Source organism: Phaeodactylibacter xiamenensis, assembly GCF_000759025.1.
GTDB lineage: Bacteria > Bacteroidota > Bacteroidia > Chitinophagales > Saprospiraceae > Phaeodactylibacter > Phaeodactylibacter xiamenensis.
In genome coordinates this window covers 65571-85027 of sequence record NZ_JPOS01000026.1, presented here as the reverse complement: position 1 = coordinate 85027, position 19457 = coordinate 65571, and the positions used below count along the sequence as shown (strand labels likewise).

The 19457-nt window shown below is 50.1% G+C and carries 20 protein-coding genes; 10 read left to right on the top strand and 10 right to left on the bottom strand.

The window, feature by feature from the left end; translation table 11 throughout:
- Positions 1–4 precede the first annotated feature (4 nt).
- The 6 genes from IX84_RS11180 to IX84_RS11155 form a co-directional block, all read right to left on the bottom strand.
- The gene (locus IX84_RS11180; RefSeq protein WP_160213733.1) at positions 5–880 is read right to left on the bottom strand and encodes a tetratricopeptide repeat protein; all 876 of its coding nucleotides are present in this window, start codon (positions 878–880) and stop codon (positions 5–7) included.
- A 420-nt stretch (positions 881–1300) separates the two neighbouring features.
- Complete coding sequence (locus tag IX84_RS11175; protein WP_152605003.1) at positions 1301–1768, bottom strand: hypothetical protein; 468 nt, start codon at positions 1766–1768, stop codon at positions 1301–1303.
- Positions 1769–1787: 19 nt separating this feature from the next.
- Positions 1788–2276 (bottom strand): hypothetical protein, encoded by a 489-nt coding sequence (locus tag IX84_RS11170; RefSeq protein WP_044220236.1) that lies wholly within the window; start codon positions 2274–2276, stop codon positions 1788–1790.
- Positions 2273–2830 (bottom strand): RNA polymerase sigma factor, encoded by a 558-nt coding sequence (locus IX84_RS11165; RefSeq protein ID WP_238578261.1) that lies wholly within the window; start codon positions 2828–2830, stop codon positions 2273–2275. Before IX84_RS11165 ends, IX84_RS11170 begins: the two co-directional genes overlap by 4 nt.
- Before the next feature lie 62 nt (positions 2831–2892).
- Positions 2893–4512: a VWA domain-containing protein gene (locus tag IX84_RS11160; RefSeq protein ID WP_160213732.1), complete on the bottom strand. Its 1620-nt coding sequence runs from the start codon at positions 4510–4512 to the stop codon at positions 2893–2895.
- A gap of 42 nt (positions 4513–4554) precedes the next feature.
- Positions 4555–5475 carry a hypothetical protein gene (locus IX84_RS11155; RefSeq protein WP_044220232.1) on the bottom strand — a complete coding sequence of 307 codons (921 nt, stop codon included), beginning with the start codon at positions 5473–5475 and terminating at the stop codon, positions 4555–4557.
- 194 nt (positions 5476–5669) lie between these two features.
- On the opposite strand from IX84_RS11155, the gene IX84_RS11150 reads away from it, so the two are divergent.
- The 4 genes from IX84_RS11150 to IX84_RS11135 all read left to right on the top strand — a co-directional run bounded on the left by IX84_RS11150 (position 5670) and on the right by IX84_RS11135 (position 9292).
- Positions 5670–5987 (top strand): YbaB/EbfC family nucleoid-associated protein, encoded by a 318-nt coding sequence (locus tag IX84_RS11150; protein ID WP_044220228.1) that lies wholly within the window; start codon positions 5670–5672, stop codon positions 5985–5987.
- Positions 5988–6042: 55 nt separating this feature from the next.
- Positions 6043–7281: a LamG-like jellyroll fold domain-containing protein gene (locus tag IX84_RS11145; protein ID WP_160213730.1), complete on the top strand. Its 1239-nt coding sequence runs from the start codon at positions 6043–6045 to the stop codon at positions 7279–7281.
- Positions 7282–7394: 113 nt separating this feature from the next.
- Positions 7395–8825 (top strand): tetratricopeptide repeat protein, encoded by a 1431-nt coding sequence (locus IX84_RS11140; protein WP_152605002.1) that lies wholly within the window; start codon positions 7395–7397, stop codon positions 8823–8825.
- A 185-nt stretch (positions 8826–9010) separates the two neighbouring features.
- The gene (locus IX84_RS11135) at positions 9011–9292 is read left to right on the top strand and encodes a hypothetical protein (protein ID WP_044220219.1); all 282 of its coding nucleotides are present in this window, start codon (positions 9011–9013) and stop codon (positions 9290–9292) included.
- A gap of 23 nt (positions 9293–9315) precedes the next feature.
- Here the strand turns inward: IX84_RS11135 and IX84_RS11130 are convergent, their stop codons facing one another.
- From IX84_RS11130 to IX84_RS11115, 4 genes are all read right to left on the bottom strand, one after another.
- A complete protein-coding gene (locus IX84_RS11130; RefSeq protein ID WP_044220218.1) occupies positions 9316–9768 on the bottom strand; it encodes a PIN domain-containing protein in 453 nt (150 codons plus the stop codon).
- A 14-nt stretch (positions 9769–9782) separates the two neighbouring features.
- A complete protein-coding gene (locus IX84_RS11125; protein WP_044220215.1) occupies positions 9783–10016 on the bottom strand; it encodes a hypothetical protein in 234 nt (77 codons plus the stop codon).
- Positions 10017–10180: 164 nt separating this feature from the next.
- Positions 10181–12166 carry a 4Fe-4S binding protein gene (locus IX84_RS33910; RefSeq protein WP_052515951.1) on the bottom strand — a complete coding sequence of 662 codons (1986 nt, stop codon included), beginning with the start codon at positions 12164–12166 and terminating at the stop codon, positions 10181–10183.
- Between the two features lie 33 nt (positions 12167–12199).
- Complete coding sequence (locus tag IX84_RS11115; RefSeq protein ID WP_044220212.1) at positions 12200–13543, bottom strand: NAD(P)/FAD-dependent oxidoreductase; 1344 nt, start codon at positions 13541–13543, stop codon at positions 12200–12202.
- Positions 13544–13702: 159 nt separating this feature from the next.
- On the opposite strand from IX84_RS11115, the gene IX84_RS11110 reads away from it, so the two are divergent.
- From IX84_RS11110 to IX84_RS11090, 6 genes are all read left to right on the top strand, one after another.
- Entirely contained in the window at positions 13703–14833 is a 1131-nt protein-coding gene (locus IX84_RS11110; protein WP_044220281.1) for a glycoside hydrolase family 10 protein, read from the top strand.
- Between the two features lie 330 nt (positions 14834–15163).
- Positions 15164–15316: an AAA family ATPase gene (locus IX84_RS32875; RefSeq protein ID WP_152605001.1), complete on the top strand. Its 153-nt coding sequence runs from the start codon at positions 15164–15166 to the stop codon at positions 15314–15316.
- Positions 15317–15642: 326 nt separating this feature from the next.
- Positions 15643–17583 carry a T9SS type A sorting domain-containing protein gene (locus tag IX84_RS11105; RefSeq protein WP_044220209.1) on the top strand — a complete coding sequence of 647 codons (1941 nt, stop codon included), beginning with the start codon at positions 15643–15645 and terminating at the stop codon, positions 17581–17583.
- 191 nt (positions 17584–17774) lie between these two features.
- Complete coding sequence (locus IX84_RS11100) at positions 17775–18503, top strand: T9SS type A sorting domain-containing protein (RefSeq protein WP_044220206.1); 729 nt, start codon at positions 17775–17777, stop codon at positions 18501–18503.
- Positions 18504–18732: 229 nt separating this feature from the next.
- Complete coding sequence (locus tag IX84_RS11095) at positions 18733–18969, top strand: DUF433 domain-containing protein (RefSeq protein WP_044220204.1); 237 nt, start codon at positions 18733–18735, stop codon at positions 18967–18969.
- Between the two features lie 8 nt (positions 18970–18977).
- Complete coding sequence (locus IX84_RS11090) at positions 18978–19319, top strand: DUF5615 family PIN-like protein (RefSeq protein WP_044220201.1); 342 nt, start codon at positions 18978–18980, stop codon at positions 19317–19319.
- Positions 19320–19457 lie beyond the last annotated feature (138 nt).

The following is a 19457-nucleotide window of genomic DNA, read 5'->3' as shown; positions in this document are numbered from 1 at the left end:
TTCGCTATTTTGCAAATTGACCTAAATAGTTACGCGGGTCCAGTTGAGCTGCGCGGATATAGAAAGTTACTGCAGCCTGCGGACAGTTGAGCCTCAGATTGCATTGCCCGATTTGAATGTACAGGTCGCTGTCCGCATCAGCCCCTTCCTGTTCCAGCAGTTCCATGTAGTATTTTAGCGCCCGGTTAAACTGTTGCAGTTCCAGGCAGAGATCAGCACAATCACGGCAGGCCTGCAGGAAGTCCTCATCGATGGTAAAGGCTAAATCATAAGCTTCAATAGCCCCCTCATAGTTGCCAACATACAGGCGGGACTGTGCAAGGTTGTACCACGCCAGCGCCTGATAAGCATCTTCGGCCAGCAGCGCTTCATGCAGTGCAATACTCTCTTCGTACTTCTTACTTTGCACCACGCAGACCCCAATACGCTCCAACGCTGCCTGATTGGTGGGGTCCATAAGCAGCGCCTCGCGGAGGGTATAAAACATCCGTTCGTAGGACTCTTCCTGCTCGTATGCCAGAGACTCCACCAGAAGAATGCTGCTCAGTTCCTCATCATTGGCTTCTTCTCTCAGGAAATTCAGTATCCGAAAGCCTTCTTCTGTCTGCTCGTCCACAATCAATGCCTCCGCATACAGGAGTTCCACTTCAATTTCGCCGGGCGATATCGCACGTGCTTTTTCCAGATAGGGAAAAGCAGCTTCAGCCGTTAAATTGTCAACCAAAAGCTGGGCATGCTTGAGTAGCAGGTCTATTGACAAAGGATGCTGTTCCATACCCCGTTCAGAAGCTTCCAATGCTTTGGAATACTGATGGTCCGCCTCAAAGTAACTAATGATTTGCAGGTACGCTGCTTCTTCAAAGTAAACTTGGTGATCCATGCTGAATTGCGCTTCGTATCGCTGCAGCAACTGCTGAATCGTAGATTTGTGGAAATGAAATTCGTTTTCAGGATGCATGGTCAAACTGCTTATTTCGGTGCAGGCTTTTAAGATAATGATTTGTGCATTACAATTATTTTAAAGATATGGAATTCTTCGGCGGAAAAGCCAGAATTTAACACCTGTATTCGGGGCGATTAATGGAACGGTAGGTTTTGAAAAGGAAGTGGCAAATTTTTAACGACAAAACCGAAGCAATTCAGATAAAAAAACTTTTAATTTATGATAAACAACATATATTTGTTTTTTGATATCAAAAAAACAACGAATATGTACCTGCTCAAAGGCATGCTCCTGACACACAAAGCGCCTCCCCCGAAATTCAGGGCAGGCACTCGCTGATTTTACTTTGCAACAGACTCAAAACCGACCTCCGGGCCGGCGGTTTTCCCGTACCTTTTTGAGTAGCTCCAGCCGGAATTCCCGGTCTGCCTGCTGGAAAAGGACCAATTTCCGAGCAGGGAGGATCTCCCGGAAGCGGGCATGGTATTTTTTGCGAAGATCCAGCAGTTCGGTTTCTGCCTTTAGGCGGTCTTCCAGATGCCTGCTCGCCTGCTCGTTTGTCATCTGCCCGGGTGCAATGTCCGGCTTATATTTTTCTTCAATAGCCCTCTGTGCAGTCTCGTATTCATTGTTGAGGGCCCAAAAGGCAGAAGATTCCTGAGTCGTCAACCCCAATCGCTGAGTGATATAGGCCACTCGGGCAGCCTCCACCCGTTCATTGCGGGGGCCGTTCCTCATATCGAACGGGCGGCCGGGCTGGGCATAACTTATGGTGCCAACGAGTAGTAGCAGGTTTAACAACAATAATCGATTGCTATCTCTCATGTGCTTTGGATTGATCGGGTTAAAAAAACGCTTCAATGTCCTCGTATTCCAGGTCTTTCAGGTACTCGTCCAGCGGGACTTCCTCGAGCTGGGGCAAGACGTCCATATTTTTTACCGCAGCTTCGTCCAGCAGGTCGGCTTCCTGCATCAGGCTCAGCTCAAAATCGCGGATATTGGAATGAATGTAGGCTGCCGCTTCTTCCTGTTTTAAATCGGCCAGGCTCACGGTCTCAGCTGAGCCGGAAGCCAGAGACGGCCAAAGCCCTGCAGCTACCAAAGCCAACACAGCCACTGCTGCTGCAACCTTAAGCCTGTTGGTCCATTTTTGACCTCTTTTGATATGCACAACCTGAAGGGGCGACACCTGTTTTTCACTTGCAGCCGCCAGCACCCGGTCGGACAGGGTCTCAAAATACCCTTCCGGCACCGGCTCCAAATTCTTTCGGACCTCCGCAAGCAATGGTGCATGCTGATCCAGCTCTTGTTGTATACTTTCCTTTTCTTTCATAGTCCCTCTTTTAATGCAGCCTCAACTTTCCGGACAGCATGGTGGTAAGAAGCTTTAAGTGCGCCCTCTGAAGTTTGCAGCCTGACGGACATGTCCTTGTAGCTCATCTCTTCGTAATACCTCAGCCGGAAAACGAGCTTTTGCTTTTCAGGCAATGCCCCGATTGCCGCATCCAGTTTTTGCAACAGCTTCTCGCCATCTACCGAAGCTTCCGCCTGCAGCTGAAATACAGCAGCGTGCCCCTCGATGGAGTCTGTAGCCCGGCGTTGTGCCTTTTTCAGGAAGGTCAGTGCCTCGTTGGTCGCGATGCGGTAAAGCCAGGTGTACAACTGTGATTTACCCTCGAAGCGATGGATGTTGCGAAAGACCTTGATCAGGCAGTTCTGCAACACATCATCGGTATCGTTGTGGGTACCGACCATCTTGCGGATGTGCCAGTACAGCCGCTCCTGGTATACCGACATCAACAGGCGGAACCCCTGCTCCCGGCTGTCGGGCTGCTGCAAAAGGACCAGTATCTGTTCGTCGGTTGCTGCTGTCAATGTGGCTTGCAAGTTGTGCGTTTTGAAGGTAAGACTTTCAAAACGCACAAGGGTTTAACGACGCACAAAAATTATCAGTGCCGTATCTCCTGCAGTCCTGCGGTCAGCTCCCGGATGACCCCTTTTTGTTTGGGGTCGTAGACCCAGTTGGTGTCAAAGAATTCCAGGACTTCCGGGTTAGCCTCCTCACTTAGGGTCAGGCTATGGAACTGCGTACCTTTATTCTGCTGGAAGTACCGGACCTCCCTTAGCACATCGTCGTCAATCTTGTACATGATAAAATCCGAGATGATAAGCACATCTGCATCTTCATAGTCGTTGCCCTTGAGCTGCCGGATAGTCTCGTACAGCGCCAGGCTGACATCTGTGCCCCCGTAAAAGGACATGCGCAGGAAGGCGGCAATTTCATCGATGGAGTCGGCGATATTGTAAAGGTCCAGGGTTTTGATGCCCCTTGAGAAGTTGATCAGGTAGGCTCTGCGGTTCTCATTGATCGCCATTTTGAGAATGCCCATGCACAGGACTTTCGCAATCTGCTCTGGCCGGCCGGTCATGCTCTCGCTCGTATCCACACATACGATGAAAGGTCCTTTCTCCTTTTGCCGCACCCGCTGATTGATTTCAGTGAGCTGATCCTCGCTGCGCACCAGTTTGCGGTCTTCGTAGCGAAAGGTCATTAGGTTTTTGTCGGCGTACTTTTTCAGGAAGAGTAGCTCAGTGTCCTCATCACCAAGCAAGCTGGCTTCGGCGCTCAGGAGGTTGTTGAGGTCGTCGCTTTCGTGTACGCCGACGATCTCGGCCTTTGCCGTTTCGTCTACTTTCCATTCCTGCCGGATGATGGTTTTCTCGAAGGTTTCTTCCTCGATTTCGATTTCCGCCTCCCGCATCCGGCCCAGCATTTCTGCCAGTTCCTTCAGGGAGCGCTCATCTTCAAGCAGCTCGTTGTATTGCTCCAGGATATCAAAGGAAGTTTCTTCCCAAAGCTCCCGCGACATATCCCAGCCCAGGTAGTCGGAGAAAGGCGAGACCAGCTCGTAGAGCTTCTGGTATTCATCCACTTTTTTTTCCACCAGTGCGGTGAAGGCTTCTTTTTCCTCGTCCAGCTTTTTGAGTTGGAAGTCCAGGATTTTGGCGTGCAGGCGGGCATCCCATTGGGCGAGCACATCCTTGAGGAGACGCTCTGCCCCGGCTTTTTCATCGGCGGTGAGCTCATCGAAATCCTTGTTTCCGATCAACTGCTGGAAACGGTGCTGGTAGAAGTTCGAATCAATCTCTTCCCGGCTGTACTGTGTGCGCAGAAAAGTGGGCAGGTTGGGCCAGCGGCGCACAAAGACATGCATGGGGGTTATAGCCCAGCCTTCCAGTCGCTGCAGCTCATCTTCATAGGGATTCTTAGCACGGGCTTTGTCATAGGATTTGCGCAGCCAGCGCAGGATATCCAGCACCACCTGTTTGGTAATTTTGGCATTTCCCTCTGCCAGGTCCAGCAGCCCCGGTATGGAGAACAGCTCATCCAGTGCCTGCTGAAAATAAGCATAATACTGATCGTTGAGTTCCGGGACAACATGCCGACCCGGCTCCAGCTTATTCTGAAGGTAGTGCACGAGGTAGCGGCGCATTTTGCGGTCTAGCAGATTGCCAAACTCCACGAAGCGCTGATACTCCTGCTCCAGTTGTTCTTGTATCTCTGTCATTGCCATACGCTATGCGTAACACTCAAAAAGGCGTTGTGTTGATTAAGTGAGCTCCCGGGATTCATTGGCGCGATCAGCCTCCAGCCGCCCCATTTTGTTGTACAGGGCCAGCATGAGCGTACCAAACAGCACCCCGATCGTGATCAGCACCGGATTGAACAGCCCCTCGGCCGTAAAAGACAGGCGGATGAGGACCGTTGAAATCACAAAGCCGGCGTTGCGGATGAGCTGACTGTAATTATCGGTATACTGCAGAGAAATCATCAGGATGAGCACGTCAAAGAGGATCATCAGAGTGAAAAACTCGTTGTAGAACACCTTATTTATATCAGGCAGCTCCTCCAATTGCCCGATATTGAATTGCTGCAAGTCAAGTATCCAGGTGCCGAAGCTGTAAATGGCCAGTACGAAGAGCGTTGGGGCCAGTATGCCACTGATGCCCTTTTTCTTCACTACAAACTCATCAATTTTAGAAGGCTGTTTGAGCCGGGGCCGCTGCTGCCGCAGTTTGTAAAACCAGAAAATCAGGCCAAAGAGTACCAAAATACAGAGCATGTCCGCTGCCAGCAGTTGGTTGCGATAACTTATGCCCCAGCTTTCTGAAATATCCAGCTTGGAAATATCCTTGAAGATACGGCGCACGACGATCAGGGAAATAATTTCATACTGCTTGCCGATGGAAATGGTAAAGGAATCAGGCAGGTGGTACACCAGCATATACACCTCAAATACGAGAATGAAGGAAAACGGCGTGTAAATCGCTGTAATCGGGCTAATGAACAGCTCATCAGCTGACTGTCCGAAGTCCACCCACTGCAGGTCATGCAGAAAGATTAGCAGCAAGTGTAAGAGAAAACTGCCAATGGACAGCCCCAGAATAACCCGCTCAAACCGGTGCCGGAAGGAGGGGTTGAAGAAAAAGCGAAACAGCTTTTCAGCAGCTTTCCGGGCGCTCGGGTTCATGATGCAACGGTAATTTGATACGCTAAGGAAAGAAATTACTTTGCAGAATGTTCATTTGCAGCATGCTCATGCTCCTTTATCTTAAAGCCAGCCAAATATGCTCAAAGCCGGGGGGACCAGCATTCGCAGGCAGGCTAACCTAATCCTCAGCAGATTTACCTACCTTTGTGCACGGATTAAAAATGATCAGAACGATGTTTGGAAACATGCTCGGCGATATGGAAGAACGCCAAAAAGAGATGCGCCAAAAACTGGCAGAAATCATGGTGGAAGGCACCGCTCAGGGCGGCGCGGTAAAGGTGGTCGCTAATGCCAACCGGGAAATTACAGATATTCAGATTGACCGCGAAAAGCTGGACTGGGAGGATGTGGAAATGGTACAGGACCTGGTCCTCGACGCCACCAACAAAGCATTGTCCGCTGCTGCTGCAAAAGAGGCCGAAGCTACTCAGGAAATGGTGAAGAACATGCTGCCTCCCGGCATGGGCAATTTGGGCAATCTGTTTGGGTAGCCCAAAATATCAAACCGGCATTTCCGTTAGATACTGGATGAAAAGTAATCTGTACATGAAGACGATCCCAATCACTGTTACCTTTATTTTTGTGCTGGCTGCCCAGCTTGCCGCCCAAACCACGGCTGGCCTTGTAGCGCACTACCGCTTTGATGGCAGCACCAACGATGCCACCGGCAATACAGCCAACACCGGGGCCATTACCGGCAATCCTTACTACACCTGCGGAGCGGAAAACGACGCCATTTCCTTCGACGGGCAGGATGATGAGATCGTCATTCTGGGCGGACCGGTCAACGATGAGTTTGACAATGAGGATGTCTCGGTCAGCTTTTATTTCAAGCCACGGGGCGGGGCCGGCACGCAGTACCTTTTGTCCAAGCGCAGCCCCAGCTGCTTCGGCGGCAATGAATTTTACATCATCTACACGCCTTCCAGCCGGACTATCAGCGCATTTTTCTTCGAAACCAATGACCGGAGGACCATTGCCACCCACCAAATCACCAATACGGGCTGCTGGCAACACCTGACGATCGTACGGCAGGGCGGGCGGGTACGCTTACACCTCAACGGGGAGCTCATCAATGTATTCAGCACCCTGGAGCGCATCAATGTGAACAACGATGGGGACCTCATCATTGGCGACAGCGATTGCAAAAATGCTACGGAATTCCCCTTCAATGGCCTGATCGACGAACTACGGGTGTACAACCGTGCCCTGAATGAACTGGAGGTCCGCGAACTGTACGATGCCCCGGACCGTATCGAGCGGGACGCCAATATCGTCAACCTCTTTCTGGGAGATGACTTCAATGTGGAATTGAGCAAAACCTGCGGCACGGTCTTCAGCTGGTCGCCCACGGATGGCATTTCTGATCCGTTCGCAGCAGAGCCCGTCATCACGCCAACCGAAGCCGGTGAGCTCAGCTATGAAGTGACCATTTCTGATACGGTAACTTCCTGTATCGCCCGCGACCGCATCGTCTTCAATGTAATTGACCCGGACGACCTGGATTGCAATACCATCTTTTTGCCAACAGCCTTCACCCCCAACAACGATGGGCTGAACGACACCTACGGCATCAGTAACCCTTACGCTATACCGGAGCTGCTAACCTTTGAAATCTATGACCGCTGGGGCAACCGCATTTTTGCTACGCAGGACCCTTTTGAACGCTGGGATGGCTTCTACCGCGGCGAAGTTGTGAATGCGGGTGTGGTGCAGTATGCGCTGCAATGGGTTTGTCAGGGAGAAGAGCAGGTGCAAACCGGGGAAATTGCCATTCTAAGGTAAAAGGCAGGCAGCATTCAAAATGGCTTAGGTGGGAAATCTATCCCCAACATCCATCAGACCGTCCCGATAAACTCTTTATTTTTGCGTATGTTTCAGCAAAAATCAAAGGGATAATGATAATGAATCAACGCTGGTGGGCATTCGCGGCACTGCTCCTTATTGCTGCCTGTACGCCCAAAACGACAGAGCCTGTAACGGAAACAACAACTGAAGTTCCTGCACCCACGCCGGAACCGGAGGAGGACCTCAGCCCCTGCCCTAAATTCCGCGACGCGCCAAGCCCGGACGATGCGGAGACCAACTACGTGCTTTACCGTGACTTTTTGCGGGCCGGCGACTGGGATCAGGCATTTGCATTGTGGAAAAAGGTCTATGCGGTAGCTCCCGCAGCCGATGGGCAGCGCAATACGGTTTATGCCGATGGCATCCGTTTCTACGAATACTTCATCAGCCAAACCCAGGATGAGGCGCTACAAAGTGCTTATGTGGACACGATCTTCAGCATTTACGATGAGATCGACCGCTGCTATCCGGAGGGCGGCTATATTCAGGGGCGTAAAGCCTTTGACCTGTTTTACAAATACCGCGACCGGGCCTCCAAAGAAGAAATATACAGCATGTTCAAGTCGGCTATTGATCAGGATAGCCTGGACGCGCCGGACTTTGTAGTCAACCCAATGGCATCCTTGCTGGTCGACTTGTACGATGCCGGCCAAATAGAGCAGGAGGAAGCCTATCACTATCAGGGCATACTCCGGGCCATGATTGAGAAAGGGTTGGAAGACTGCAAAGGCACAGCCTGCGAGCGCTGGCAGATCATCGAAGAGTATACACCGGTACGGCTGGAGTACTTTGAGACGGTCAAAGGCTTTTACCCCTGCGACTACTACATGGACAAGTACTATCCCGACTTTGAGGCCAACCCCACCGATTGCGATGTGGTGCGTACCGTATACAGCCGCCTGAAGTTTGCCGAATGCTCCACCGATGATGAACGCATGAAACAACTGATCCGCATCGGCAATGAAAACTGCCGACCGGAAGCTGGCAAGGCCGATTCGGCCTACATCTATCTGCGGGAAGCGGAGTATGCCAAAGCCATCGTCGCCTTTGAGAAAGCGATTGAAGAGGAGGAGTCCGTCGAAAAGCAGGCCAAGTACGCCCTCAACAATGCCAAAATCTACGAAGTCCATCTGCGCAACTTCCCCAAGGCCCGGCAGTGGGCGGAGCGCGCCGCAGAAATCCGCGGGGACTGGGGCGAGCCCTATATCCTCATCGGCCGGTTGTACGCCTCAAGTGGCCCGCTTTGTGGCCCTGGACGGGGCTGGGACAGTCAAATCGTCACCTGGCCGGCTATTGATGCCTGGCAGAAAGCCAAACAGGTAGATCCCTCTGTAAGCGAAGAAGCCAACAAATTCATTGGCCGCTACCGGCAGTATATGCCGAACCGGGAAGATGTCTTCATCCGCAACCTCAAAGCGGGTGAATCCTTTTTTGTGCCTTGCTGGATTCAGCGGTCTACGGTGATTCGCACGGCGGATTAAAAGGTGAAGGCAGGTTGCTTTTGGAATGGCGTTTCCTGGTGGCTTAGTGCTCAGGTTAAGGTCTATTTTTGAAAGCAGCCTGGCTTTTCTGCTTAAAGAAGGTATTTCGAAACTGATTTATCCGAAAACTTGTTCCTTAAAGTTGTAAGGTTAAGTACAGCAAAAAACACTTAAATGGTCCATATATGAGCAGTTTAGAAATCAAAGGTGGAATATTAGAAATGATAGCCAATATTGATGATGTCGAATCCCTGGAGGAGCTCAAGAAACTGGTTACTGAATTCATTGGCAACCGGGTCAAATCAGATACGGACTTCTGGGATGAACTCAGCGAAACAGAACAAGCGGAACTGGAGCAAGCCATTACCGAAAGTGCAGACCCTGCTAACCATATCATCCATGATGTTGTAATTCAGAAGTACAGGCAATGGCTAGGGAGATCGTTTGTACCCTCTGTTAAAGCATAAAACAAAAATGACAAGGTCCCACTTCAATCAATATCAAACAGCTCTTTTATCTTTTCGAAGTTGACCACTTTACTGTACCCTCTGTTCTCTAAAGCATAGTATAACTCTTTGTCTCCTGTCCACAATAAGGTTGAATCCAAATACTCGTTCAGCGCTACAAAAACTAAGTCATCCATATCGACCCCTCTTACCAGAGGCACGGATTTTGCATAAAACTCAAAGGGGATTATTTGGTCAGATACAAACTCAATCTTATCAAAAAGAACCAGTAACAGTCTCCTGATTTCGGCTTCCTCCATACCTGATATCTGGATGATCTTAGGAAAATGCCTTTCTATCTCAATGGACAAATACTCAGGCGCGTAAAACTTAACCTTGTCAATATTTGATGTAATAATAAACTTCCCTAACGGGCTCTTGCTATTAAGAAGAGCTGAGAATATGATATTGCTATCCAGAACAAAGGATCTTCTCATTTCTCTCTAGGGATTCATACGATATCCTCAAATCCTGGCTTGCCTTTAAAGCGATCCTTGTTCCGCTCCCACCAACCTTTGTTCACCTCCTTTGCCAGTTCATCAATTTGTTCCTGTTTAGCCTTGCTTTTGCCTACTAAGTCAATGTAAGTAAAGTACTTTAGAATCTGTTGGATATCTTCCAAGCTGGAATCTATAGGTAATTTGATCGTTATCTCCTTTGAATTACTCTCTATTGTTACTGCCATTAGTAAGCGTTTTAATCCACATTTTAACATTTATCCCGAGGGATTAGTTCTTACTTTCAAAACATTGCTTACCCCAATAAGCCATCGTTGTCTTAGAGATCAGCAGTAGGCACCAACAAGACTCCTGACTGGGAGTACTGTACCATAATAACCTGCATGAACCTTTAATACAACTCCACCCCACGCTCCTCCGAAATGTGCAGCGCCCGCACTTCCGTAGCCCGCTCATCAATATCCACGCTGCTGTTCTCCAGCCGGAGTACACCGCGCGGGCAGACCGCCGAGCAGACGCCGCAGCCTACACAGGATGACCGTACAATATCCTGCCCCCGCTGCGCATACCAGCGCACATCGATACCCATTTCACAGTAGGTAGAGCAATTGCCGCAGGAGATGCACTGCCCGCCGTTGGTGGTGATGCGGAAGCGAGATTTGAACCGCTGCACCAGCCCCAGATAAGCGGCCAACGGGCAGCCAAACCGGCACCATACCCGGTTGCCCATAAGGGGGTAAAAACCGGTGCCCACCACGCCTGCAAATGCTGACCCAATCAGGAAGCCATACCACTGACGGGTCTCTCCGCTGCTGAGAAAGAAAAACTGCTCGCTTTCCGTTGCCCAGTGGTAGCCTGAGATACCGATGAGCAGGACGGTAACGCCCAGCCCCACATACATGCCCGTAGCACCGATGTCCACGCCTCCTTTCCGCCAGCGGTACCAGGCGTAGCCCATAGCACCGGCTAAAGTGAATATCATAAGCAGCAGGAAGTTGCCCCGGCTGAACCATACCTCGTTTTTGGGCAGGTAGGAATACAGGACACCCATGGTCATGATTACCGCAAAGACCAGAACCGCGTGGATAATCCAACGCTCGTATTGCCAGGCGCGCAGGCTTTTGTCGGACAACTGCCGGTAGGGGTCGCCCATCGTTTCCGCCAGCCCTCCACAACCGCACACCCAGGAACAGTACCAGCGCTTACCGTAAAAATAGGTGATGATGGGCACGCCCAGTAAAATCAGCGCAATGCCCCAACCCAGCATAAAAATGCCCAGCCCCCCGCTGTTGATGAGGTTGTCCAGGTTCCAGTCGAAAAAGAAGGTGTAGTTGAGCGGCCAGATGTTCTTAAAGTCGTAATACGGATAGTTGAGGCGCACTAATATTTCCGGAATCAGAAACGCAAAGGCCGTCTGAAAAAACATCACCGATGCCGTACGGATTTGCTGATATTTGTTGTGCATGTACTTGGCAAACATACGCACGCCCATGACCAGGATGACCAAAGTGTACAACATACCGTAGAGAAACCACTGACTGGCTTCTCCCCCATTCAAAGTGTAGCTCAGCGGGTCTGCCAGAAGCATCCAGCTCGTGATGTGCCGAGGCGACCAGTACAGCAGCACATAAAAAGCGATGAGGTACAAGCCAGCCCCTACGCCAAGCCAGCCCGTAAGGTCCGGTGCCGCAGACTTAGCCGGGGTGCGCCAGGCAGAACGCTGCACCCAAAATACCAGCCCGGTGATCAACAGCCCGATCAGTAACGTGATGCCCGGCCAGAAATAATCTTTGCCCATGTAGTAAATGCCGTACACCAGCACACCCAAAATAGTAGCGCCAAGGAAAAAGCCACGCACACTCAGGCGCAAGCCCCGGGTGAGGCTGCGGTGGTAAAGATGATCGTGCTTGATGCCGGGAATGAGATTGAACTTAGGCAGTATGTACAGCAGCCCGCCCAGTATCCCCAGTCCTACGGTCAGCCACCAAAACAGTACCGGCTGATCGGAAACGGGTCCTGTACTGGCTTTTTTCACCACCGGCAGTAGGTAGTTTTCGGCTTTCCAGGAAGGCAGCTCGTAGTCAGCACGGTTGCCATCTTCCGGGAAGTTGGCCGGGGGCGTAGTCTTTAGGTTGGCCCCTGCTTCCCGGAATAAATCTTCCACCACCGGCACAAAGCTGAAACTTGATGCATAGGTGTTGCCCAGAATGCCTTCCTCTTTAGCGGCCGCAACGATGGCATCTACGTGATATGTATTGTCAATAGCATTGGTCAGCCGCGCCTCCGACAGCTCGTATTTTTCCAACCCCAGGGTTGCAATAAACAAAAGTAATGCCGCCGCAAAGAGTGCCAGTCCGATTTTTTGTAAAGTATGCATGGATGATTATTGATCGGTTTGAAATAAAAAGTACTAAGCCCGCCCCCGAAGGAAAGCCAGAGCTCGGGACAGCCCCCGCTTTTGCCGCAGCTTCAGGTGCCTGCCCGTCTGCTTATTGTACTGCGCCACCACTTCGCGCTCAAACTGCTGGTAATACTCGGGGTCGAAATTGGCCAGCCCCAGGTTTTGGAGGACCGCCTCCACGGATGCTTTCTGCGCCAGCCAGCGCTCACAGACTTCGTGGCGGTACCGCACGCCCATCAGGTTGAAGCCGGCTACCTCCTGTGTGTTTTGGTCGTACACGATGCGGATGCTCTTGCGCCCATCGGCATGTTCCCAGTAAACAGAGGCATAGTGGTCTGGCATTCGGCCGCTGACATCCCCATATACCTGGTATTCGATATCCATAAACTTGGCGGAGTTGAACCAGACCCCCGGATCATATTCCACCGGCTGCCCACCGATGGCATGCGCCACCGTCTCGCCCATCATGCGCCCGGTGTACCAAACGGCTTCGATCGGCCGCCGGCCAGGCTTGGGGTGGCGTATCTGTGCGCAGTCGCCGATTGCATAGACATCGGGCAGATTGGTCTGCAGGTACTCGTCGACTAAAATGCCTTTATCGGTTTCCAAAGCAGTGTCTTTCAGCCAGCCGATATTGGGATGTACACCCGCAGTAAGGCCCACGTAGCCACAATCAATCCGTTCGCCAGCACCGGTAACCACTGCACAAGCCCTGCCCTGCCCATCGTCTACAATCTCTTTCAGCTCGGTGGACAAGCGGAGGTCAATGCCATGCTCCCGGATGTGGCGGGTCACCATTTCCGACTCCTCCTTTGGCAGCACGGCATTCCAGTAGACCGATTCTCTTACCAAAAACGTGACCGGAATGTGGCGGGAGTGGAACATCTCTGCCATTTCGATGCCAATTAGCCCGCCGCCCACGATGACGGCGCGTTCCAAGCCCTCGCTATGCGCTTCCATGTATTCCAAATCCTGATAGCTGTACAGCCCCCGCACGCCCTGCAGGTCCTGCCCCGGCCAGCCAAACTTGTTAGGCGTAGAGCCCAGGGCAAGGATGAGTTTGTCGTAGCCCAGCTGATCGCCCTTACGGAAATGCAGCTGCTTTTGCTCAAAATCAATTTGCTCCACGTATCCCCGCTTCAGGTCGATGCGGTTTTTCTCCCAAAACCAGTCTTCGTAGGGTTTGATGTCTTCGTACCGCATATGCCCCATGTAGACATACATCAGTGCCGTTCGGGAAAAAAAGTGATCGGTTTCTGCTGAGATCACCGTGATCTGATGGTCGGTCAGCTTCCGTAAAAAACGGGCAGCGGTAATGCCGCTAATGCCGTTGCCGAGGATGGCGATATGCATAAGTGGTACAGTATTTAAAACACATTGGATTCAAATATAAGCAGACCGAAGGGAAAAAGGCAGACTGTACAGGATTGATGTCTTTACGGGGACAGATCACAGCTCCATTGTCGGCGATGAAAATTTTCTTTCCCTATATTGGCAGGCAAAAAACAAATCATGCGGTTACCCTCTACCCTTTTCCTGGGCTTGTTGTTGCTCAGCATCGGCTTATTGCAAAGCTGTTCTTCCCTCTCCCCGACTTCCAGCGCCAACAAAATCCCGGTCTACGCCTGGGATGGCGGGCTGAATGACAAAACCGACGATGAAGTGCTGCAAACCCTGAGCGACTGGAAAGCCAAAGGGGTGGACACCCTCATGTACAACGGCGGACAGGACCCCGCTGACTATGCGCGCATTGGGAAACTGGCGGAAGCCGCCGGCCTAGGGCTGCATGCCTGGATCCCTACCATGGTGCAAAAGCCCCGCCCCGAACTGAAGCCGGAATGGTACGCTGTCAACCGGGCCGGGGAATCGGCCTATGACAAGCCTGCTTATGTGCCTTACTATACTTTTCTGTGCCCGAATGAACCTGGTGTATACCAATTTCTGGAGGAGTTGTATACGAGCGTCGCTGAAGTGGAGCAGGTAGCTGCGGTACACCTCGACTACATCCGCTTCCCGGACGTCATCCTGGCGCGCGGGCTGTGGGACAAGTACGGCCTGGTGATGGACAAAGAGTACCCCAAGTATGATTACTGCTACTGCGACCGCTGTACTTCAGGCTTCGAGGAGCAAAGCGGCATTGATATTAAATCCGTGGAAGACCCCACACAGGTACAAGCCTGGAAGCAGTACCGTTACGATCTGATTACGAGTATCGTCAACCGGCTGGCCGAGCAGGTACACGCTCAAGACAAGCGCATCAACGCTGCCGTTTTCCCGGGCCCGCACTCCGTAGCCAAGCGCATCGTGCGGCAGGAATGGGACCAATGGGACCTTGATCAGGTCTTCCCCATGCTCTACAATGATTTTTACCTGGAAGATGTGGAATGGATCGGCGAGATGACAGCAGAGGGTGTGGAAGCACTTGACGGCCGGGCTTCGCTTATCAGCGGTTTGTTCATCTGCCCGGACCCGAAGAGCAAGGCCCGGCAGCCGGACCCGGAAAACCACGGGCTGATCCCGGAGGAGTTGGGGGCGGCAGTGCAGGTCTCTATGGATAACGGCGCAGCGGGCATCTGCCTGTTTACTCCCGGGCGTATGACGAAAAAGCACTGGCGGGCGCTGCGGCGGGCGATTTACCGGTAAGGAAACTGTAACGTTGGAGACTAGGCAAGTGAGGTTATCATTGTGCGCATAACAAATTGCACTTTTTGAATAGCCTGGCAGCATTTGCTGTTTGCCTCTCCTGGATAAGCTGGAGCAGAGCGGGAAGCTCTACCCCAGCAAAAGAAGCTAATTTTGTTTAATCCACTGAACACTTTTTAGCATTTCTGTTTAATCGGCTAAACAAAATCAGATGCCGCAATCGGAACACTGCGGGAAACCTTTTTCTACAATCAACTCCATGCCCTCACGCATCAGGGCGCTGCACCGGCTCAGCTGTTACTGCCCAAAAAGGGGGACTTCCTGTTCGCTTTGCCCGGGCAGGAATACGGGTTTGAAATCGGCGGCCCCAACAAAGAGGCCAAACAAATCGGCACTGCCCCTCATCATTACGTAGTTGTCGATTCTGCTGCCACCGCTCAACCACAGCGCATCCCGCTTTGGATGTTTGGGCTGCTGTACTAAGAGAGGATCTCACTTGCCTTCTCCTTACCAGAGCGGTTTTGGTATGTATTCCAACAGGAGTCATTGCTATAATTTCGGCTTCTGAATGCCCATCTCATCTCCATAAAGCAGGGGTGCTCCGGGCCCGACTATGCCCGTTCTTAAATGTCAGAAAGGTTACAAATCATAGAAAAGCGGCAAACAAACTGTACATTCTTAAAAACAGTAACTACCACCCTGACCCAAAATCCAATTTTTACTTTAGCTTTGCTGCGCTAGTAATTGGTGGCGGGAAAGCCCGTTGCCATGATTTTATTTTAGAATATTAACTAAATCCTTTTTTAGGTATGAGAGCAGCTATACTCTTTATTCTCGCATTATTTATGCTGCAGGCGACTGAAACGACTGCGCAGGTACAAAAGCGTGTACTTGTAGAACACTTCACTCAGGCCTCCTGCCCTCCTTGTGCGGCACAAAACCCAGCTTTCAACAACATGTTGTTTGACAACTGGGAAAAGCTGGTAACTATTAAGTATCAGACTTCCTGGCCAGGCTTTGACCCTATGAATGAGCAAAACCCCGATGAAGTACAGTCCCGTGTAGACTACTATGGTGTTACGGGTGTACCTAATGTCATCATGGGCGGTACGCTTGATGCCGGAACTGCCGGTCAGGCAACCGTTGGTCAGATTGACAACATCCACGCTGAGATGACGCCTATCGCAATGGATATGAGCCACAGCATTTCTGCTGACCTGGACTCTATGTTCATCACTGCTGTAATCAAAAACGTTTCTGCCGAAGAGTTTAACCCCGGCAATACTGTTGCCCATATCTCTATTATTGAGCAGGAGCTGATCTTTCCTGAGCCTCCTGGTTCTACTGATGAAGCAGACTTCTACAATGTGATGCGCAAGATGCTCCCCAATGCAAACGGCACTTCTCTTGGCGCTATTGCTGCAGGCGACTCAACTGTTTTGGAGTTTGCAGTAGCACTTCCAGACTATATTTATGACTACAGCCAGCTTGGCGCAATTGGTTTCGTACAAAACAACTCTTCTCAGGAGGTGTACCAGTCTGAAATCAGTGAAACCCTTGGTGTACCTGCAGGCTATGGTGATGTAGCGCTGGACCTGAGCATACAGACTCCAAGCAGCTATTGCGAATATGAAGTCTCTGCTTCTGTAGATATCGAGAACGCCTCTGAGAATGAGGTGACTACGCTTGAAGTCCAAATGATCGTGAATGGTACGCCTATGGCTACGGAAACCTGGGAAGGTGTTCTCGCTCAGGGAGAATCTACCACCATTGACTTTGCAGCGATCAACGTTGATCCGGGTGCCACTGAAGTCGCTTTTGAAGTAACGGCTGTTAATGGCTTACCTGACTACAACCAAATGAACCAGCTTGTGAATAGTGTCGAGGTCTTCACCCTATCTGATACGCCATTTGCCACTGAGCATGCAGAAGGCTTTGAGACGACACCTAACTTCGGGACACCGGCCAATACTCTTATTGAAGCAAGTGCACCTGACCGTATGGGCGTTGTTAACGCGACTTACTTCCAGCAAGGTGGTCAGATTGGCGCCTACGGCGAATCCAGTAAGGCAATCTTTGCTAATTTCTACCAGTGGAATAACGCCGGAGAGCAGTCGCACCTGATTTTTGACAAGCTTAACTTGACGGAAATGACAGATGCGATCATCACATTTGACTATGCATTTGCTCAGTATGCAGGCTTTGCGACCAATGACCGTCTCATTGTTTCCGTATCCGAGGATTGCGGTGCGACATGGACTACCGTTTACAATGAAGGGGGCGCAAGCTTTGCAACTGCTCCGGCTTCCGAGCCGTTCTTCATTGCCGGCAGTGGTGACTGGGCAGCGGACACTATCGACCTGAGTGCTTATGATGGCACAGCTGAGCTGAATGTTCGCTTTTCTGCTCAAACAGATTGGGGCAACAACCTCTTCCTGGATAACATTACTATTGAGAGCGGTACGATTGTCAGTGCTGATGAAGCCAACAAACTGGAAGGCAAAGTCTTTACTTACCCTAATCCGGCAACTGATCTGGTTTATGTCGACTTCACCCTCATGGAAAAAAGCGATGTTACTGTAGAAGTATTTGACATTTCCGGTAAAGCCATCACCACGCTTGCTGCAAACGTAGCACTTGGCTCCGGTGCGCACCAGTTGCGCTGGGCTCCTCAGGAGGCTGGTTTGTACCTGATTCGCGTATCTACACCGGATAGTGCGCTCACCAAGCGTGTTACTGTGGTGAAGTAAGCCCTTTGCTTATCTGAAACAGCACACTCAGGAGCTGTGGACAATGATCCGCAGCTCCTGTTTTATTTTGTAGCGCAGAGGACTTTTAGATATGTTTAAGATTTAAGCGTTTGGAGTATGCCCGTTTATTCGGTACTTTTGTAGTGTGAAAGTATATTTCTACCGAAACTAAGCCAAATCAACATAAGCTGATGAAAAAAAATTTACTTCTCTTTTCTTTTCTACTCATCTTCACGCTAAGTATTGAGGCACAAATCACCCTTACTTTTCAGCCAGATACGATCAGTGTATCAGACTATATTGATCTAAATGACAATGAGTATGAACTAGTAGGCTACGCTACAGTTACTAACACAAGTGATGAAGCTTTTTCACTTCGATGGAACAGAGTTACGGAAAATGCGCCAGCCCAATGGGATGTGCAAATATGTGATGTTAACTTTTGCTATGAGCCAGATGTCTTTTCAAACTTTGTCCCTGGCGAAGTAGAAGTACCTGTACTACTAGAGCCAGGTGCATCCACTAACATGGATGTCCATCTTAAGCCACGTGGTGTAGCTGGTACTGGAAGAGTCACCATAGAAATAACATCTACTGATAACCCGGACGAGGTAATTACCACCGGCACTTATGATTTCGAAGCACTCGTAGTCACCAGCACCAACGACCTCAACACAACCCCACTCACCGTCTTCCCCAACCCAACCGCTGATTACTTCAACATCCGCGGTGGCAATGGCGTAGACCGGGTGGTACTGTACAATGTGTTGGGCCGAGAGATGCGCAGCTTCAACGTAGCGCCCGGGCAGCGATACTACATTGGCGACCTGCCAAATGGCCTCTACCTGGCTAGCATGGTGGATGACAACAAGGGCATCGTGAAGACTTTGCGCCTGAAGAAAAGCTCCGTACGTCCGTAAATTTTACAGACTTACCAGCTAAAAAGCCTCTGTGGATTGCCGCAGGGGCTTTTTTTGTTCTATGAATAGCACAACTATTATGAATGATTGGTATTTTCATCCTGACAATTAATCAAACTAAGCATTATAAGTGAGTTAGATTACTAAAGTCCCAACACAGCCTTAATCTTGCCAGGCTTAATTAAGGGAACTAACAACCCTGAAGAATTGTATAGCTAAAAAAAAGAAGATGGAATATATATTCGAGAGAATTACATTAGATGCTGAGCTGTGTGATGGTAAACCTACAATAAGGGGATTAAGAATTACAGCTCAAACTATACTGGAGTATTTGTTTAATGGAACAACCGAAGAGGAAATTTTAGAACAATATCCGATTTTAGAAAAAGCCGACATTGAGGCCTGCAAGAAATTTGCACTTGAAATGATGAATAAAAATTACCGGATAAAAGATGTGGCAGCCTGATATTTGATATGACTAAATATTTAATTGACGTAAACTTGCCTTATTATTTTGGGTTGTGGAATACACATGAATATATACATCAAATTGATATTGATGCAGGGATGAAGGATAAGCATGTTTGGAGTTATGCAAAAAAACATGACTTAACCATCATTACAAAAGATAGCGATTTCTCAAATCGAATAATGTTTAATGAACCTCCACCAAAAGTGATCCATATCAGATTTGGGAATATGAGTATGAAAGAATTCCACAAAACAATGAAGGAAGTTTGGAGTGGAGTTCTTGAAATGAACAAGGATTACAAATTAGTCAATGTATATAAAGACAAGATAGAAGGGATCAGGTAAAACCCTTTAGGTGTATGCCATAGCGCTTTGGCCCGCCTTCGCACAGCTATGGCGTACGGAGTAAAAGACTGCCCTAACTGTCTAGCTCCCATTAGGTGGGTGTTTTCCACAACCACCTAATTTTTAACGTTTATAAGT

Bases quoted from the DNA above. Each gene is read 5' to 3' on its own strand.
- IX84_RS11170 (WP_044220236.1), bottom strand. From the start codon at position 2,276: ATGAAAGAAAAGGAAAGTATACAACAAGAGCTGGATCAGCATGCACCA.
- IX84_RS11145 (WP_160213730.1), top strand. From the start codon at position 6,043: ATGAAGACGATCCCAATCACTGTTACCTTTATTTTTGTGCTGGCTGCC.
- IX84_RS11135 (WP_044220219.1), top strand. From the start codon at position 9,011: ATGAGCAGTTTAGAAATCAAAGGTGGAATATTAGAAATGATAGCCAAT.
- IX84_RS11090 (WP_044220201.1), top strand. From the start codon at position 18,978: ATGACTAAATATTTAATTGACGTAAACTTGCCTTATTATTTTGGGTTG.
- IX84_RS11150 (WP_044220228.1), top strand. From the start codon at position 5,670: ATGTTTGGAAACATGCTCGGCGATATGGAAGAACGCCAAAAAGAGATG.
- IX84_RS11180 (WP_160213733.1), bottom strand. From the start codon at position 880: ATGGATCACCAAGTTTACTTTGAAGAAGCAGCGTACCTGCAAATCATT.
- IX84_RS11115 (WP_044220212.1), bottom strand. From the start codon at position 13,543: ATGCATATCGCCATCCTCGGCAACGGCATTAGCGGCATTACCGCTGCC.
- IX84_RS11155 (WP_044220232.1), bottom strand. From the start codon at position 5,475: ATGAACCCGAGCGCCCGGAAAGCTGCTGAAAAGCTGTTTCGCTTTTTC.
- IX84_RS11160 (WP_160213732.1), bottom strand. From the start codon at position 4,512: ATGACAGAGATACAAGAACAACTGGAGCAGGAGTATCAGCGCTTCGTG.
- IX84_RS11175 (WP_152605003.1), bottom strand. From the start codon at position 1,768: ATGAGAGATAGCAATCGATTATTGTTGTTAAACCTGCTACTACTCGTT.
- IX84_RS11095 (WP_044220204.1), top strand. From the start codon at position 18,733: ATGGAATATATATTCGAGAGAATTACATTAGATGCTGAGCTGTGTGAT.
- IX84_RS11130 (WP_044220218.1), bottom strand. From the start codon at position 9,768: ATGAGAAGATCCTTTGTTCTGGATAGCAATATCATATTCTCAGCTCTT.
- IX84_RS33910 (WP_052515951.1), bottom strand. From the start codon at position 12,166: ATGCATACTTTACAAAAAATCGGACTGGCACTCTTTGCGGCGGCATTA.
- IX84_RS11140 (WP_152605002.1), top strand. From the start codon at position 7,395: ATGATAATGAATCAACGCTGGTGGGCATTCGCGGCACTGCTCCTTATT.
- IX84_RS11125 (WP_044220215.1), bottom strand. From the start codon at position 10,016: ATGGCAGTAACAATAGAGAGTAATTCAAAGGAGATAACGATCAAATTA.
- IX84_RS11105 (WP_044220209.1), top strand. From the start codon at position 15,643: ATGAGAGCAGCTATACTCTTTATTCTCGCATTATTTATGCTGCAGGCG.
- IX84_RS11100 (WP_044220206.1), top strand. From the start codon at position 17,775: ATGAAAAAAAATTTACTTCTCTTTTCTTTTCTACTCATCTTCACGCTA.
- IX84_RS11110 (WP_044220281.1), top strand. From the start codon at position 13,703: ATGCGGTTACCCTCTACCCTTTTCCTGGGCTTGTTGTTGCTCAGCATC.